Origin of the sequence: Streptomyces odontomachicola (assembly GCF_039605595.1) — a bacterium.
Taxonomy (GTDB): Bacteria; Actinomycetota; Actinomycetes; order Streptomycetales; family Streptomycetaceae; genus Streptomyces.
Window position 1 is genome coordinate 87,488 of record NZ_JBCFOK010000010.1, and the last position, 15,077, is coordinate 102,564.

General features: G+C 74.2%; 17 protein-coding genes. 10 read left to right on the plus strand and 7 right to left on the minus strand.

What is annotated here, in order from left to right:
* The 6 genes from ABEE00_RS19585 to ABEE00_RS19610 all read left to right on the plus strand — a co-directional run bounded on the left by ABEE00_RS19585 (position 1) and on the right by ABEE00_RS19610 (position 6,453).
* Complete coding sequence (locus ABEE00_RS19585; RefSeq protein ID WP_345746858.1) at positions 1–804, plus strand: SDR family oxidoreductase; 804 nt, start codon at positions 1–3, stop codon at positions 802–804.
* A gap of 40 nt (positions 805–844) precedes the next feature.
* Positions 845–2,506: a thiamine pyrophosphate-binding protein gene (locus ABEE00_RS19590; RefSeq protein WP_345746859.1), complete on the plus strand. Its 1,662-nt coding sequence runs from the start codon at positions 845–847 to the stop codon at positions 2,504–2,506.
* A gap of 15 nt (positions 2,507–2,521) precedes the next feature.
* Positions 2,522–3,529 carry a PDR/VanB family oxidoreductase gene (locus ABEE00_RS19595; RefSeq protein ID WP_345746860.1) on the plus strand — a complete coding sequence of 336 codons (1,008 nt, stop codon included), beginning with the start codon at positions 2,522–2,524 and terminating at the stop codon, positions 3,527–3,529.
* A gap of 14 nt (positions 3,530–3,543) precedes the next feature.
* Entirely contained in the window at positions 3,544–3,786 is a 243-nt protein-coding gene (locus ABEE00_RS19600) for a recombinase-like helix-turn-helix domain-containing protein (RefSeq protein WP_345746861.1), read from the plus strand.
* Positions 3,787–3,806: 20 nt separating this feature from the next.
* The gene (locus ABEE00_RS19605) at positions 3,807–4,811 is read left to right on the plus strand and encodes an aromatic ring-hydroxylating dioxygenase subunit alpha (RefSeq protein WP_345747057.1); all 1,005 of its coding nucleotides are present in this window, start codon (positions 3,807–3,809) and stop codon (positions 4,809–4,811) included.
* Positions 4,812–5,037: 226 nt separating this feature from the next.
* Positions 5,038–6,453 (plus strand): family 2B encapsulin nanocompartment shell protein, encoded by a 1,416-nt coding sequence (locus ABEE00_RS19610; protein ID WP_345746862.1) that lies wholly within the window; start codon positions 5,038–5,040, stop codon positions 6,451–6,453.
* A gap of 48 nt (positions 6,454–6,501) precedes the next feature.
* On the opposite strand, the gene ABEE00_RS19615 is transcribed toward ABEE00_RS19610, so the two are convergent.
* Positions 6,502–7,830, minus strand: coding sequence for a PucR family transcriptional regulator (locus ABEE00_RS19615; protein ID WP_345746863.1), 1,329 nt, complete (start codon positions 7,828–7,830; stop codon positions 6,502–6,504).
* Between the two features lie 179 nt (positions 7,831–8,009).
* Here ABEE00_RS19615 and ABEE00_RS19620 point away from each other — a divergent pair, with 179 nt between their 5' ends.
* Positions 8,010–9,026, plus strand: a complete 1,017-nt coding sequence (locus tag ABEE00_RS19620) for an esterase/lipase family protein (RefSeq protein ID WP_345746864.1) — start codon at positions 8,010–8,012, stop codon at positions 9,024–9,026.
* Between the two features lie 114 nt (positions 9,027–9,140).
* Here ABEE00_RS19620 and ABEE00_RS19625 read toward each other — a convergent pair whose 3' ends face one another.
* The 4 genes from ABEE00_RS19625 to ABEE00_RS19640 all read right to left on the minus strand — a co-directional run bounded on the left by ABEE00_RS19625 (position 9,141) and on the right by ABEE00_RS19640 (position 11,989).
* A complete protein-coding gene (locus ABEE00_RS19625) occupies positions 9,141–9,626 on the minus strand; it encodes an NUDIX hydrolase (RefSeq protein ID WP_345746865.1) in 486 nt (161 codons plus the stop codon).
* A 152-nt stretch (positions 9,627–9,778) separates the two neighbouring features.
* Positions 9,779–10,027, minus strand: a complete 249-nt coding sequence (locus ABEE00_RS19630; protein ID WP_345746866.1) for a DUF5133 domain-containing protein — start codon at positions 10,025–10,027, stop codon at positions 9,779–9,781.
* Between the two features lie 355 nt (positions 10,028–10,382).
* Positions 10,383–11,117 (minus strand): GAF and ANTAR domain-containing protein, encoded by a 735-nt coding sequence (locus ABEE00_RS19635; RefSeq protein WP_345746867.1) that lies wholly within the window; start codon positions 11,115–11,117, stop codon positions 10,383–10,385.
* Positions 11,118–11,128: 11 nt separating this feature from the next.
* On the minus strand, positions 11,129–11,989 hold the full coding sequence (locus ABEE00_RS19640; RefSeq protein ID WP_345746868.1) for an ANTAR domain-containing protein: 861 nt from the start codon (positions 11,987–11,989) through the stop codon (positions 11,129–11,131).
* 265 nt (positions 11,990–12,254) lie between these two features.
* Between ABEE00_RS19640 and ABEE00_RS19645 the strand changes: the two genes are divergently transcribed.
* Positions 12,255–12,545 carry an STAS domain-containing protein gene (locus ABEE00_RS19645; RefSeq protein ID WP_345746869.1) on the plus strand — a complete coding sequence of 97 codons (291 nt, stop codon included), beginning with the start codon at positions 12,255–12,257 and terminating at the stop codon, positions 12,543–12,545.
* Between the two features lie 94 nt (positions 12,546–12,639).
* Here the strand turns inward: ABEE00_RS19645 and ABEE00_RS19650 are convergent, their stop codons facing one another.
* The gene (locus ABEE00_RS19650; RefSeq protein ID WP_345746870.1) at positions 12,640–12,849 is read right to left on the minus strand and encodes a DUF2180 family protein; all 210 of its coding nucleotides are present in this window, start codon (positions 12,847–12,849) and stop codon (positions 12,640–12,642) included.
* A 181-nt stretch (positions 12,850–13,030) separates the two neighbouring features.
* Between ABEE00_RS19650 and ABEE00_RS19655 the strand changes: the two genes are divergently transcribed.
* On the plus strand, positions 13,031–13,195 hold the full coding sequence (locus ABEE00_RS19655; RefSeq protein WP_345746871.1) for a hypothetical protein: 165 nt from the start codon (positions 13,031–13,033) through the stop codon (positions 13,193–13,195).
* Between the two features lie 202 nt (positions 13,196–13,397).
* On the plus strand, positions 13,398–14,171 hold the full coding sequence (locus tag ABEE00_RS19660) for a uracil-DNA glycosylase (RefSeq protein ID WP_345747058.1): 774 nt from the start codon (positions 13,398–13,400) through the stop codon (positions 14,169–14,171).
* 23 nt (positions 14,172–14,194) lie between these two features.
* Here ABEE00_RS19660 and ABEE00_RS19665 read toward each other — a convergent pair whose 3' ends face one another.
* Positions 14,195–14,824, minus strand: a complete 630-nt coding sequence (locus ABEE00_RS19665) for a MarR family winged helix-turn-helix transcriptional regulator (RefSeq protein WP_345746872.1) — start codon at positions 14,822–14,824, stop codon at positions 14,195–14,197.
* Between the last annotated feature and the right edge of the window lie 253 nt (positions 14,825–15,077).

Here is a 15,077-nt window from a genome sequence, read left to right on the forward strand (position 1 = left end):
ATGGACCTCGGCCTCGCCGGCCGCACCGTACTCGTCACCGGCGGCAGCTCGGGCGTCGGCCTGGCCACGGTCCGCGCCCTGCTGGAGGAGGGCGCGCAGGTCGCCACCTGCGCCCGCGACGCCGCCCGCTTGGAGAAGGCGACCGCTCAACTCCCTTATGCAGAGCGTCTGTTGACGGGCACATGCGACGTACGGGACGCGGAGGAGGTATGCCGCTTCACCGACCGCGCCGCTGACCGCTTCGGCGGCCTGCACGGGCTGGTGAACAACGCCGGCGCCTCCCGCATGAAGCGCTTCGCCGACACCACGGGCGAGGACTGGCGGGACGAGCTGGAGCTCAAATTCGCCGGCGTGCTCAACCCGCTGCACGCAGCCCTGCCCGCGCTGCGCGCCTCCGCCGCGGCCCCGGAGGCGCCCGCCGCCTCCGTCGTCAACATCAACGCCGTGCTCGCCAAGCAGCCCGAGCCGCGGCTGATCACCACCAGCGCCGCGCGCGCCGGGATCCTCAACCTCTCCAAGTCGCTCTCGGAGGAGCTCGCGCCGGACGGCGTCCGCGTCAACTCCGTATGCCTCGGCCTCATCGACACCGGCCAGTGGGAGCGCCGCTACGCCGCCTCCGGCAGCCCGCTCTCGTACGAGGAGTGGCAGCGGGAGCTCGCGGACGACCGGGGCATCGCGCTCGGGCGGCTCGGCAGCGCCGATGAGGTCGCGTACGCGGTCCTCGCGCTGCTCTCGCCGCGCGCCTCCTACATCACCGGCAGCTCCCTGGACGTGGGCGGCGGCGTCGGCCGCGCCCTCTCCTGAACCCCCTGCTCACCCCACCTTCCCCACCGGAGCGTCCACCGTGAACACCACCGCGCCGCACGGGCGCGCACCGAACGGCGGCGACCTGCTCGTCTCCGTCCTGCGCGCACTCGGCATCGACACCGTCTTCGGCATCGTCAGCGTGCACAACCTGCCGCTGGTCGAGGCCGTGGACCGGGAGCTGCGCTTCGTCCCCGTACGCCACGAGGCCACGGCGGTCAGCGCGGCCGACGCGTACGGCCGTGCGCGCGGCGGCATCGGCTGCGCCCTGACCAGTACGGGGACCGGGGCCGGCAACGCGGCGGGCTCCCTCATCGAGGCGCTCGCGGCGGGCACCGGCGTCCTGCACGTCACAGGACAGATCGACAGCGAACACCTCGGCAAGGGCCGCGGCTTCATCCACGAGACCCGCGACCAGCTCGGCATGCTGCGCGCGGTCTCGGCGTACGCGGCGACCGTGACCGGAGCGGGCGAGGCCGGGCGCATCCTGCGCGAGGCGGCGCGCGCGGCCCGCACCGATCCGGCGGGGCCCGCGAGCGTGGAGTGGCCGATCGACCTGCAGTACGCGGAGCAGGACCCGGGGGCGGTCGTGGAGCTGCCTGAGCCCGAGCCCCTGCCCGTGCCGGACGGCGCTCGACTGGACTCCGCCGCCTCCCTGTTGGCGCAGGCCCGTCGCCCCCTCATCTGGGCCGGCGGCGGTGCGACCCGGGCCCGCGCGCAGGTCGCCGCGCTGCTGGAGGCCACCGGGGCCGGGCTGCTGACGTCCAACTCCGGGCGCGGCACCGTTCCCGAGGACTCGCCGCGCGTGATCGGCAACTACGCCACGGCGCCCGCGGCCCGCGCCCTGCTCGCCGAGTGCGACGCGCTGCTGAGCATCGGCACGCACTTCCGCTCCAACGAGACCGCCGACTACGGGCTCGAACTCCCCGCCGCGCACATCCAGGTGGACATCGACGCCGCCGCGCTCGGCCGCGTGTACCCGGCGGCGCACGCGCTGCACGGGCACGCGCCGGACGTGCTGGACGCGCTGCTGGAACGTGTGGGGAGCGGCGTCGGCGCGGACCCCGCCTGGACCTCGCGCGTCACCTCCGTACGCGAGGAAGTACGGGCCGCACAGCGCGAGTCCATCGGGCCGCAGGCCGCGGTGTGCGCGGCGATGCGTTCCGTGCTGCCCCGCGAGGCGGTGATCGCCCGCGATGTGACCATCCCGTCCAGTAGCTGGGGCAACAGGCTGCTGGAGATCTACGACCCGCGCGGCAACGTCTTCCCGCGCGGCGGGGGCATCGGGCAGGGGCTCGGCATGGGCATCGGCGCCGCGCTGGGACGCCCCGACGTGCCGACCGTGGTGATGGCCGGTGACGGCGGCCTGGCCGTGCACCTCGGCGAACTCCTCACCCTCGCCGAGGCCGCGCCCCGCCTCACCCTGCTCGTCTTCAACGACGGCGGCTACGGGGTGCTGCGCAACATGCAGGACCGCTACTTCGACCGGCGCTCCGGAGTGGACCTTGCCGCGCCCGACTTCGCGCTGCTGGCCCGCGCCGCCGGGCTGCCCTACGCGCGGATCGCGGCCGAGGGCGAGGCGGGCCCCGTACTCTCCGAGGCGGCCGCCTCCGACGGGCCCGTGCTCGTCGAGGTCGACCTCGCCGCGCTCGGCCCCATGAAGACCCCCTTCACCCCGCCGGTGAAGCTCCCCACCGCGTGACGAGGAGGTTCCGCGATGAACGAGACCCCGCCGATTCCAGAACCCCCGTCCGAACTGCTCGTGCACCGCATGACCTGGGAGGCCGAGGACGTGCTCTCCGTCGAGCTGGTGCACCCCGACGGCAAGCCGCTGCCGGCCTGGGAGCCCGGCGCGCACCTGGACCTTCACGTGGGCGGGCACGTACGGCAGTACTCGCTGTGCGGCGACCCCCGTGATCCCCTGCGCTACCGGATCGGGGTGCTCAACGAGCCGTCCTCGCGCGGCGGTTCGCGGTACGTGCACTCCGCGCTGCGCCCCGGAGCGCGGGTCACCGTGCAGGGCCCGCGCAACAACTTCGCGCTGGAACCCGCCGCCCGCTATGTGTTCCTCGCGGGCGGTATCGGCATCACCCCGCTGCTGCCCATGGCGCGGGAGGCGGCGCGCCGCGGCACCCCGTGGCGGCTGGTGCACGGCGGGCGGCGCCGCGCCTCCATGGCCTTCGGCGCCGAACTGGCCGAACTCGTCTCCCTGCACGGCGAGGTGACGCTCTGGCCGCAGGACGAGCACGGGCACATCGACCTGGAGGCGGCACTGGCCGAGGCCGGCTCGGGCTCCGGCTCCGGTGCCGGCTCCGCCGGCGAGACCCTGGTCTACTGCTGCGGCCCCGAGCCCCTCCTCGCCGCCGTCGAGGAACGCTGCGAGGCGCTGGGCCTCGCCGGCCGGCTGCGCGTGGAGCGCTTCGCCGCGCCGACGCAGCCCCAACCGGCCGACGGGGACGAGGCGTTCGAGGTGGAGCTGCGCCGCACCGGGAGCACCGTACGCGTCGAGCCCGGCACCAGCGTGCTGGAGGCTGTGGAGGGCGCGGGGGTGTCCGTGCCCAGTTCCTGCCGCGACGGCATCTGCGGCACCTGCGAGACCCGGGTGCTCTCCGGCACGCCCGAGCACCGCGACTTCCTGCTCAGCGACGCCGAGCGCGCGGGCGGCGAGACGATGATGATCTGCGTCTCGCGCTGCGCCTCGGGCCCTCTGGCCCTGGACCTGTGAACCGAGGAGGCACCGTGACCGATCACCGTCAGCACGACGGGGGCACCCCGTACCTGGAGGTGCACCAGACCCGCACCCGCGAGCCGGGCCCGTACGAACTCAAGCTCGCCGCCACCCTGGAGGAGGTCTACACCCAGGACGGGCACGAGCTGGAGGCCGTGATCCGCGGGCTCAACGCCCGCCAGGTCCACGCGCCCGACGGCGCGCCGTGGACCGAGCAGTCCTTCCGCGACGAGATGCACCGGCTGGGAGCGTGAGCACCGTGGCAGCACCATCGATGACCGCCGACCACATCTACGCGACCGGGCTGCGCAACCAGTGGCACCCCGTCGTGCCCTCCCGCTTCGTGGAGCCCGGCGGGATGCGCAGGGTCACCGCGCTGGGCGAGAACTGGCTGCTGTTCCGCCGCGCGGACGGCACCCCGCACATGCTGGCCGACCGGTGCCCGCACCGCGGCGCGCGGCTCTCCCTGGGCAAGCACCTGGGCGACCGGATCGCGTGCTGGTACCACGGCGTGGAGGTCGACGGGAGCGGCACCGTCACTTCCGTACCCGGGCTCCCCGGCTGCAACCTGGAGGGCAAGCAGCTCGTGACCAGCCCGCCGGTGCGCGAGGTGGGCGGCGCGATCCTGGCGTACTTCGGTGACGCGCAGCACCCGGAGCCCTGCGAGTTGACGCTCCCCGAGCCGCTGACCGACCCGGACGTCGACGCCTTCCTGTGCTACGCGGAGTGGGACGTGCCCTGGCGCTACGGCATGGAGAACCTGCTCGACCCCATGCACGGCGCGTTCCTGCACCACGACTCGCACACGATGTACGACGGCGACACCACCGCCAAGTTCCGCATCAGGGAGACCGAGCGCGGCTACTTCTTCGAGAAGACCGACCAGCGCGGGGTGAACTTCGACTGGGTCGAGCTGTGCCGCACGGGCGTCGACTGGGTGGACCTCTCCATCCCGTACCCGCCGTCCGCGGGACCCGGCGGTCCCTTCGGCATCGTCGGCATGGTCTGCCCCATCGACGCCGAACGCAGCGGCGTCTTCTTCTGGCGCTACCGCCGCGTGCAGGGCTGGCAGCGCGAGAGCTGGCGCTTCCTGTACCGCACCCTCATCGAGGAGCGCCACTGGCAGGTCCTCGAACAGGACCGCACCATGCTGGAGGCCATGCCCCACGACGCCGACCAGTCCGAAAACCTCTACCAGCACGACCTGGGAGTGGTACGCCTCCGCCGCCTCTACCGCGCCGAGGCCGAGAAACAGGCCGCGGCCCTCGGCACGGAGTAGCCCGACACCTTCAGGTACTCAGGTGCCCCGCCGGAGCGCGAAGCCCGCGCCCCCGGCGGGGCACTTCGGCATTCACGCCGGGGATGCTGAACTCCCGGAAACCCAAGGTCAGTTCGGCGAAACCCGAGGCGGGCGGTTTGCGCCTCGCTCGTTGGGATGAAAGTTCGCCTGGGGGCGGGTCAGGGGGGAAGCCTGAAAGGGATCTACCTCTTGGGGGCATTTCGTCATGACCACTTCCCTTGATCCGGCGTCCTCGGCGGAGGAGACACCGCCTCCGCAGAGTCTGAGTACCGATGCCGCGCGGAATCTGACCACCACCACCAAGACCGTCCCGCAGATGCAGGGCATCTCCTCGCGGCGGCTGCTGCGCGCGCTGCCCTGGGTCGAGGCGTCCGGCGGCACCTACCGGGTGAACCGGCGGCTCACCCACACCATCGGCACGGGCCGCCTGGAGTTCGTGACCACGGGCAGCCAGGTGCAGGTGATCCCCGCACAGCTCCGCGAACTGCCCCCGCTGCGCGGCTTCCCCGACGAGGAGGTGCTCGCCGCGCTGGCCGACCGCTTCGTGCAGCGGGCCGCCGCGCCGGGCGAGGCCGTGGTGGAGGCCGGCGCCCCGGCCGACGAGATCGTGGTGCTCGCGCACGGCCGCGCGGAGAAGACCGCACCGGGCAAGTACGAGGAACCGCACAGGCTCGGCGTGATCACCGACGGCGACCACCTCGGCGCGGGACTGCTGACGGGACCGCACGGCGAATGGGACGTCACCGCGCGCGCCACCACCCACTGCACGGTCCTCGCCCTGCCGCGCCAGGCCGTACAGGAGATCGCCGAGCGTTCCCCCGAACTCCGCGACCACCTGCGCGCCTTCGCCTCGGCCCGCATCCCGCTGCAGAACACCAGCGGCGAGGCCGACATCTCCCTCGCCTCGGGCCACGCCGGGGAGCCGCGGCTGCCCACGACCTTCGCCGACTACGACCCGGGCCCGCGCGAGTACGGCCTCGGCGTGGCGCAGACCGTGCTGCGCGTGCACACCCGCGTGTCGGACCTCTACAACGACCCGATGAACCAGTACGAGCAGCAACTCCGCCTCACCATCGAGGCGTTGAAGGAGCGCCAGGAGAAGGAGCTGGTCAACAACCCGGACTTCGGGCTGCTGCACAACGCCGACCTCAAGCAGCGCATCCCCGCCCGCACCGGCCCTCCCACCCCGGACGACCTCGACGAACTGCTGAGCATGCGGCGCAACACCCGCTACCTGTTCGCGCACCCCCGCGCCATCGCCGCCTTCGGCAGGGAGTGCAACAGGCGGGGCATCTACTTCGGCAGCACCGAGCTGGAGGGCTCCGAGGTGCTCGCCTGGCGCGGCGTACCCCTGCTGCCCAGCGGCAAGATCCCGATCACCGACCAGCAGACCTCCTCGATCCTCGCCCTGCGCACGGGCGCCGAGGAGCAGGGCGTGATCGGGCTGCGCCAGACCGGCCTCCCCGAGGAGGTCGAACCCGGCCTGAACGTGCGCTACATGGGCACCAGCGAGCAGGCCGTCGCCTCGTACCTGGTCAGCACGTACTTCTCCGCGGCCGTCCTGGTGCCCGACGCGCTCGGCGTCCTGGAGAACGTGGAGGTGGCCGCGTCCGAGTGGTGACCCGCCCCGGCGCGCGCTGATACCCCGCACCGGAGGGGGCCTGCCTCCTCAGCCCCCCTCCGGTGCGGCCCGCCCGTCCGCCGGCCCGGACGCCTCCGCGCGAGGCGCCTCCGCGCGCGGCGCCGCCGCCCCGGCCGCGCGCTGCGCCGTCAACGCCGCCGTGATCAGCGGCAGATGGCCGGGCGTCCCGGTGTCCAGGCCGGTCAGCGCGGCCACCCGGCGCAGCCGGTAGTCCACCGTGTTGGGGTGGAGGTGCAGGGCCGCTGCGGTGTCCCGGCGGCTCAGCCCGTTCGCGAGGTGCACCCGCAGGGTCCGCAGCAGCTCCGGTTTCGGCTCCAGCGGGGCGAGCAGCGCGGCGAGTTCGGGGGTGGCCGCCGTGCTCCGGCTGAGCTGGTAGTCGAGCAGGACGTCGGGGAGCCCGTACAGACCGGCGGGCCGGCCGGTGAGGCGTACCACCTCCACGATCTCCCGGGCCCGTACGGCCGCCTCCGCCACCCCGTCCGGCGCGGCATGGCACACACCCGCCGTGATCTCCGCGCCCGCCACCTTAGCCAACCCGCCGACCAGCGCGTCCAGTTCGGCCCGCCGCCGCTCGACGCCCTCCGCTCCGGGCACCAGCACCGTGCCCTCGGCCGCGCCCAGCCTCGCCAGCACCCGTCCGCCGGCGAACCGCCCCAGCTCCGCGTGCATCCGGCGCAGCTTGCGCCGCGCGGCGACCGCGGCCCGCACCCCCTCGTCCCGCTCGTCCTCGTGCGCGCCGATGGACAGCGCGAAGACCAGATAGCCCTCGGGCAGCGGCACCCCGGCGCGCTCCGCGGCAGTCCCCGCCGGCTCGCCGCCGAGCAGCGCGGACAGCAGCGTGTGCTGAACGCCCTGCTCCTCGCTGAACATCGCGCGCAGCTCCGCGTTGTACGCCGCCGACACCGTGCGCACCAGCTCCCGCAGGAAGCCGAGCACCAGATCGGTGACCGCGCGCAGATCGGCCGCGTCCCCGGGGCGCGCGTCGGCGGTGGCCAGCCGCCACCCCTCGTGCAGCCCGGCGTGGTAGGCGTCCAGCACCATGTCGAGCGGCACGCCCTCCTCGGCCCGGCGCGCGGCGGACTCCGCGAACCACGCCAACTCGCCCGGTACGGGGCGCCGTTGCTCGTGCACCAGGGTGGCCACGGTGCGCAGGGACTCGCGCGCCACGCGGCGGATGTCGCCGTCCAGCTCCTCGTGCGGCAGCTCCCGGTAGTACGGGACCTGCTCCAGGATCGTGTCGATGACGGCGCGGTGGAGCTGCGGCATGCGGTGCAGCAGGCGCTCGTGCACCGGTACGCCGTTGACGGTGAAGGGCGCGGGGCTCCCGTCCGGGCCCGGGTCCCTGTCCCGTTGCATGCGGTGCACCCTTCCTTGCTGTGCTCGGTCCCGTGCTTGGTTCTGTGCTCGGTCACAAACTCATCGGGATGACGCTTACGGCGCAGACAAGTGTCCGGCGCCATGGAGCCCCGCAGACTGATGCGGCCCTTGCCACCGCCGCGTTCCCCGGGTGCGCGGCTCCCGATGAGGAGAGTTCCATGGTGCGTACCACCCCCGGCGCCACGACCGCCAGAGCCGCGCTCGCCCTGCTGCTGACCTCCGCGTCAGCGCTCGCGGGCAGCACGACGGCCTCGGCCTCCGATGCGCGGGCTTCCGGCACACCGGCTTCCGGCACACGGGCCGCAGGCACGCGCGCCGCCGACACCCGTGCCCCGTACCCCGTCCCGTACTCCCTGGTGGGCGGCTTCTTCGCGGACCCCGCCGCCGGCTTGAACCCCTCCGCCGCGCCGCCCGGCGCCAACGACTGGACCTGCAAACCCACTGCCGCGCACCCCGAACCCGTCGTCCTGCTCCACGGCCTCGGCGGCAACCAGCGGCTCAACTGGTCCACCATGGCTCCGCTCCTGGCCAACAACGGCTACTGCGTCTACTCCCTCACCTACGGCAACCACGGCACGCTGCCCGTCGGCGGCCTGGAGTCCATGCGCGGCAGCGCGCGGAAGGTCTCCGACCTGGTCGACAAGGTGCTGCGGCAGACCGGCGCGCGCAAGGTGAAGCTGGTCGGCCACTCCGAGGGCAGCACGGTCGCGGCGTACTACCTCAAGAAGCTCGGCGGCGCGCGCAAGGCCGACACCCTCGTGGGGATCTCGCCCAACTACCGGGGTACGGAGCTGTACGGGCTGACCAAGCTGGCCAACAGTCTGCCGCCGGGCCTGGACGACGTACTGGAGAAGGGCTGCAAGGCGTGCAAGGAGTTCTCCCCCGACTCCGCCTTCACCCGCGACCTCAACTCCGGCGGCACGGCCGCGGTCCCCGGCGTGCGCTACACCAACGTGCAGGGCGCTGTGGAGGAGGTCGTCGTCCCCAACAGCAGCGGCACCCTGCGGGTCCCCAACGCCGTCAACCTCCGCGTGAACAAGGGCTGCCCGTCCGACCTCAGCGACCACGTCTCCCTGGTCGCCAGCAGGCGCATGTCCCAGATCACGCTCAACGCCCTCGACCCCGCCCACCCCCACAAGCTCCCCTGCGCCTTCAACCCGCCGTTCCTGAACTAGCCCGCGCATCCAACTGCCTGCGTGGGTTCCGCCGTTCGGGCCTCGCGACCGCGCTGGGCGCGGCCGCGGGCTCGCTGGCCTGGGCGGTGGCCGAGACGGTGTAGCCGGTCCGGCTCAGGGGCGTGGGCGGCCGGGCTCGTCGGAGCGGAGCTCCAGGTAGGCGGGCGGTGCGCCCGCTAGGGTCGCGGCCGCCGCCCGCCACAGGGGCCTGACCAGGGGCGGGAAGTCGTCGTCCGTGATGTCCTCGGGGGCCGTGAAGCGGTGGGCGGACAGTTCGGACTCCTGGAGGCGGATGGAGCGCTGCTGTGCGGGGGTGACCTCGCCGGCGGCGAAGACGTAGAAGACGTGGCCGCCCTTCCCGCCGGGTCCCGAGACGAACGCGTGCGCCAGCAGCGTCCCCGCCTCCAGCTTCAGACCGGTCTCCTCGCGGATCTCCCGCGCGCACGCCTCGCGCGGCGACTCGCCCTCGTCGACATGGCCGCCGGGGAGGTTCCAGCCCGCCTTGTAGGTCGGCTTCACGAGGAGTACGCCGCCGAACTCGTCGGTGATGACGGCGCCGGCGGACACGGTGGGGCGGAGAGGCGAGTTCTGCTGCTGCATGCTTCCAGGCGTCGTACGGGGAGAGGGGCGGGACTACAACGTGCGGCCGTCGCCGCGCTGTTGGCGGGCGCGGCCGGTCGTGGCCGGGAGCGAGGCTAGCACCGGACGCGACGCGCCCCGCGGCCCGGCGCATCCTCGCAGCTCAGCCCCGCTCAGCGCAGGTCGGCCAGGGGCTCGGGCGGGGGAGGGGGCGCGGACTGCGGCTGCGCGGCGGCCAGTTGTTCGCGCGCCTCGGCCAGCGCGGCCTCCACCTGCCGCGTACCGGTGAGCACGCACAGCGTGTACGCGAGATCGTCCAGCTCCCGGCGCAGCCCGGGCCCGCCGCTCTGCTCGCGCAGCAGGGTCAGCGCCTCGTACTCGTCGAGCAGGTTCTGGAGGACGTCGGGGCGGGCTCTGAGCATGGCGGCTGATCCTTCCACGGGGCGGCGCGCGCGGCGGTGCGGACGGTACGGCGACGGGGGCGGGGCCGCCCGGGCGGCAGCGGCACGACGGCCGGTCGGGAGCGGGGGCAGCCTCGTTCGGAGGGTAAGTCCCCGCACCCGCGAAGGCGCCCTCCCGCGCCCGTGCGGGGGAAGAGAGCGGCACCATCGGCGCAGAGCGGGGCGATCGCGTACGGGGCCGCTTACGGCGTGATCACGTGCGGGACGGCTGCGTACGGGGTGATTGCGTATGAAGCGATCGCGTACGCGGTGATCGCGTGCGGGACGCCTCGTACGGATGCGCGGGCTCCGGCCCCGGCGGGAGCGTCGGGGCCGGTCAGGCGTCCGTGCGCGGCGCGCGGAGGTGCTCAGGGGCGATCCTGCCGTGCAGGACGCCGTTGGCGAGGTCGGTGAGGAGGGTGCCCCGGGTGCGGGCGCGCTCCCGGAGCGCGGTCAGCGCCTCCTCGGGCGTCACGTTCCACAGCTCGGCCAGCATGCCCTTGGCCTGCTCCACCACGACCCAGCTGCCGAAGGTCGCGCGGAGCTGGGCGACGATCGCCTCGGCCCCGTCAGGGGCGCGCTGCTGGAGGAGCCCCACCGTCGCGGAGTCGGCGAGCGCCTGCGCGAGTTGCAGCTCCTCGGCGGCGAACGGCCCCGGCGCGCTCCTGAACAGGCCCAGCGCGCCGATGGCCTGCCCGCGCAGCCGGAGCGGCAGCGCCACGCCGCCGCGCACGCCCAGCTCGGCGGCCTGCCGCGCGAACGCGGGCCAGCGTGCGTCGCCCAGCGCCAGATCCTCGTCAGCGGCCCGGGCCCCGCTGCGGTAACTCGCCACGCAGGGGCCCTCGGAGAGCTGCCGCGCCGCCGAACCCAGCCGCTGCGCGCGGGCGTCCGAGGCGGCCACCGTCCACAGCGTCTCCCACGGGTCGGCCAGCATCAGCGCGGCCGACCCCGCGTCCAGCAGCTCCACGCAGTGCCCGGCGAGCCGCTGGAGGAAGTCGATGATGTCGAAGTCGTCGACGAGCGCGTCCGTCATCTCGGCGAACGTCGCCGCAAGACGCTCGTCACGCGTCATCGGAGCGCTCCTCACCTGTCATGACTGCCATTCTCCCACCCCACGCTTCCGCTCTCCGCATCGAACCTGATCCTCCTCGCGACCACGTCCTCGGCGACCGCGGTGACCGGGCTTCCCGTCCGGTACGCGTACGCCCGCAGCCGTGTCAGCGCCTCGGCCAGCGGCACCCGGAGCTGCACGCTGATCATCCCGGTGGCCTGGTGCACCTCGGCGCGGTGCAGGGCCGCCTCCTCGAACTCCCGTACCCCCGGGCCCGGTTCGGGCACCGCGGCGTGCCGGGCGGTTCCGCCGTTCGTGAGCCCGTCGCCGTTCCCGGGCGCGTGCCCGCCGCCGGGCCCGTGCCAGTGGCCGGTCGCGCGGCCGTTCCCCTGGGGTGCCGCTGCCTCGGGGCCGCCGGCCGCCCACGCGGCGAGTATCAGGGTCAGCGCGTCGGCCAGCGCCGCCGCGTCCCGCATCGCCCGCTCGCCCAGCGGTCCGGGCAGCGCCCTGTGCACGGTCATGCCGCCCAGTGAAACGGCACCGATGTGCAGCGGGAAGACGAAGACCGCGGCGATCCCCAACTCGGCCGCAGCGGGCAGGAAGGCGGGCCAGCTCGCACCGGGCGCGCGGGCGAGGTCGGGTTCGAACACCGTCGTGTGGTCCCGCAGCGCCGTGCAGATGGGCCCCTCGCCGAGGGTGAACTGCGCGTCCTCCAGCGCCCTGGCCTGCCCGGGGGTGGACCACACCAGCTCGGGAGGCGAACCCTGGAGGGAGACGGCCAGCCCGTCGGCGCCCAGGACGCGCGCGCACTCCGCCGCCGTCGCGTCGTCCAGACCCGCACGGCCCGCGCCGTGCAGCGTGCGCAGCACGGACACCATTTCGTCGCTGACCACGGCCGCCGTACAAACTCCCAACAAGCCGGGCGGCCGGCAGCGGAACCCGCATGCCGCGGGCCGGCGCCCGGACCGAATCGTCCGGACCGACAAGGTTAGCCGCCCCGCGCGTACGCGGCGGTGCGGGCGGAGAAAGCTGCGCCATCCGGGCTTGGGAGGGCGGGGTGCGGGCAGGAGCCGGACGTACGGTAAGCACGCGCCGAGCTCCCCAGACCCTGGAGCGACCAGAATGCCTTCGTCCGATCCGTCCCCGTCCGATTTACGGGTGCGTTGGACCTCGCGCCCCGCGGGGCTGCGACTGGAGGGCTCCATCAATGCCTCCACACGTCCGTCCCTGGAACGGGACCTGTGGCAGTTGCCCGATCACTATCCCCGCCGCCGGGTGCACTTGGACCTGCGTTCGGTGACCCGCATCGACCTCGCGGGAGCCGCACTGCTGGTGACCGCCGCCGCGCGGGTGCGGCGCAGCGGGGGCGAGGTGCGCCTGCACCTGGGCCCCGAGCTGGAGGCCGCGGCCGACAGCACGCTCGTGGCGCTGAGCGCCCTGACCCCGTAGCGCGGCCCCGTAGTCCGCGGTCAGGACGTGTGAAGCGGCCGCGTATCCCAGGAGGGCCCGGCTCCCGGGCCCGGCCCTCAGGAGGGACCGGTCTTCAGGACGGGCCGGCCTCGGCGCTGTGGCAGGTTCCGCACAGGAGCCTGCGCGCCGCGAGTCCGTGCGTCACCCTGCCGGGACTGGCGGTCCCGTGCACCTCCCGCGTGCCGGCACGTACGTGGTCGGCGCAGAGGCCCGCGCCGCACTGGGCGCAGACGCACACCGCGGTCGCGGTACGCCGATCGGCCAGGCAGTCGTAGCAGTCCATGAGGGGCTCCCTCCGCCGTACCGGTGCCGCCGGGCCCTCCGGCGGCGCGTTTCCGGCGCCTCGGTACGGGTTCCACGGCCGGCGCCTCCCATCCCCTTGCGGGCCCTGCCCGGGTCCCCCGCGCGGGGGTCGGAAGCCGGGGCCGTGCCCCGTTGTCAGTGGCGGCACCTACGCTGCGGGCATGGATGAGGAACCGCCAGGGCTGGCCTGCACGCGCCGCATGTATGAGCTCCGCGAGGAGGGACGCACCATGCCCGACATCGCCGTACGCCTGAGACGCGAGGGCCACAGGCTCCCCGGCGAGAAACCGGGGGACGAGCAGGGCGGCGAGACCGCGGCGCCCTGACGGCCGGGCGGCACGGGCCCGGGCCGGGGTACGGGGATGAGGCGCGCCCGCGTCGCGGACCTGCGGCATCCTGGCGGTGCGGCGGCTCCGCGCGGAGCGGCAGCGGCTGTGGCCGAGGCTGAGCCTGTGGCCGCGGTTGCAGTCGTTCGCCGCCCGGGCCGTCGTACGTACGCCGATCGCCTACACCGGATGCGGGGCGCTCATGGACCTGCCCGCCGAGGACCCCGAGGATCTGCCCGCCGAGGCGGCGCCGCGCGCGGGCACCCTGCCGGTGCTCGACCGGGCGCTCTGCTCCTGCCGGGCCTGTCCGCGGCTGGTCGCCTGGCGCGAGGAGGTGGGCCGCACCCGGCGGCGCGCCTTCGCCGACTGGGACTACTGGGCGCGCCCGGTCCCCGGCTTCGGCCCGTCCGACGCGCGGCTGCTGGTGGTGGGCCTGGCGCCCGCCGCGCACGGGGGCAACCGCACGGGGCGGATGTTCACCGGCGACCGCTCGGGCGACGTGCTGTTCGAGGCGCTGCACGCGGTGGGCCTGGCGAATCAGCCCACCTCCGTCAGCGCGGACGACGGGCTCGCGCTGCGCGGGGTGCGGATCACGGCGCCGGTGCACTGCGCCCCGCCGGCCAACCGTCCGACACCGGCTGAGCGTGACACCTGCCGCCCCTGGCTGGTGAACGAACTGCGGCTGCTGCGGCCCACGGTGCGCTCGGTCCTGGTGCTCGGCGCCTTCGGCTGGCAGGCCACGCTGCCGGTGCTCGGCGACGCCGGCTGGGAGATCCCCCGCCCCCGCCCGGCCTTCGCGCACGGCGCCCGGCACACCCTCGCGCCGAGCGGCGGCGGGGTGGGGGAGCTCGACCTGTTCGGCTGCTATCACGTGACGCAGCGCAACACCTTCACCGGCCGCCTCACCCCGGCGATGCTCCGCGAGGTGCTGGCCGCCGCGGGCCGCTCGGCGGGACTGGAGGTCGACGAGCCCTGATGGGGAGCGGGGATGCGGGCGCGCTACGAGGCGGCCCGCCCCTTTCCGGGCTTCCCGGCCTCCAGGGCCTCCGCGGATTCCGCGCTCCCCGCGACCCCGGTGGCTTCCGCGTTCTCCCCGGCCTCCGCGCTCTCCTCCGACGCCTCCAGGGAGCGCTCCAATTTGCCCAGCAGATGGGCCAGTTGGGTGCACTCGGCGGGGGTGAGGCCGGAGAGCATGCCGCGCTCGTTCTCCAGGTGCTCGGTGAAGAGCTCGTCGATGCGCTCCAGGCCCTCCTCGCTGAGCCGCGAGTACACCACCCGGCGGTCCTCGGGCCCGCGTTCGCGCACGATCAGCCCGTCCTTCTCCAGCCGGTCGATGCGCAGCGTCACGCCGGCCGAGCTGATCAGCCCTGAGTCGGCCAGTTCACCGGCGGTGCGGCGGTACGGGGAGCCGGCCCGGCGGAGCGCGGTGAGCACGTCGAATCCGGCCATCGAAACCCCGTACTGCTCCAGGGGCTTGGAGATCTGCGACTGGTAGCGGATGAAGCTGCGGTGCAGCCGCGCGAAGACCTCCAGCGGGGCGGTGTCCAGGTCGGGCCGCTCGCGCCGCCAGTCCTCCACGATGGAGGCGACCGCATCCCCGTGCGCCCCCGCGGTCTTCTTCCCGTCCATCTGCCGCATTCCTCCCATGTGCGTGGCGGTCGTCCGTCCCCCTCGGAGAAACCTTAGCCCTGAGGTGATGCGGGTTCCGCATCGCGGGACGGCGGCGGCGCGGTGCGCCGGGCACACACACCGGGCGCGCGGCCGCCCCGTACGACCCTCCCAATCCCCGTACGCGCGGCCCCCGTTGGCCCCGGAGGCGGAGTCAGGGGCGCCACGGAAGGCGCGGGCGCGGGTGTTGTGATCCTGCACACCGCCCGCGCGC

Coding starts and splice junctions, on each gene's coding strand:
- ABEE00_RS19585 (WP_345746858.1), top strand. CDS start 1: ATGGACCTCGGCCTCGCCGGCCGCACCGTACTCGTCACCGGCGGCAGC.
- ABEE00_RS19595 (WP_345746860.1), top strand. CDS start 2,522: ATGAACGAGACCCCGCCGATTCCAGAACCCCCGTCCGAACTGCTCGTG.
- ABEE00_RS19605 (WP_345747057.1), top strand. CDS start 3,807: ATGACCGCCGACCACATCTACGCGACCGGGCTGCGCAACCAGTGGCAC.
- ABEE00_RS19610 (WP_345746862.1), top strand. CDS start 5,038: ATGACCACTTCCCTTGATCCGGCGTCCTCGGCGGAGGAGACACCGCCT.
- ABEE00_RS19615 (WP_345746863.1), bottom strand. CDS start 7,830: ATGCAACGGGACAGGGACCCGGGCCCGGACGGGAGCCCCGCGCCCTTC.
- ABEE00_RS19620 (WP_345746864.1), top strand. CDS start 8,010: ATGGTGCGTACCACCCCCGGCGCCACGACCGCCAGAGCCGCGCTCGCC.
- ABEE00_RS19625 (WP_345746865.1), bottom strand. CDS start 9,626: ATGCAGCAGCAGAACTCGCCTCTCCGCCCCACCGTGTCCGCCGGCGCC.
- ABEE00_RS19630 (WP_345746866.1), bottom strand. CDS start 10,027: ATGCTCAGAGCCCGCCCCGACGTCCTCCAGAACCTGCTCGACGAGTAC.
- ABEE00_RS19635 (WP_345746867.1), bottom strand. CDS start 11,117: ATGACGCGTGACGAGCGTCTTGCGGCGACGTTCGCCGAGATGACGGAC.
- ABEE00_RS19650 (WP_345746870.1), bottom strand. CDS start 12,849: ATGGACTGCTACGACTGCCTGGCCGATCGGCGTACCGCGACCGCGGTG.
- ABEE00_RS19655 (WP_345746871.1), top strand. CDS start 13,031: ATGGATGAGGAACCGCCAGGGCTGGCCTGCACGCGCCGCATGTATGAG.
- ABEE00_RS19660 (WP_345747058.1), top strand. CDS start 13,398: ATGGACCTGCCCGCCGAGGACCCCGAGGATCTGCCCGCCGAGGCGGCG.
- ABEE00_RS19665 (WP_345746872.1), bottom strand. CDS start 14,824: ATGGACGGGAAGAAGACCGCGGGGGCGCACGGGGATGCGGTCGCCTCC.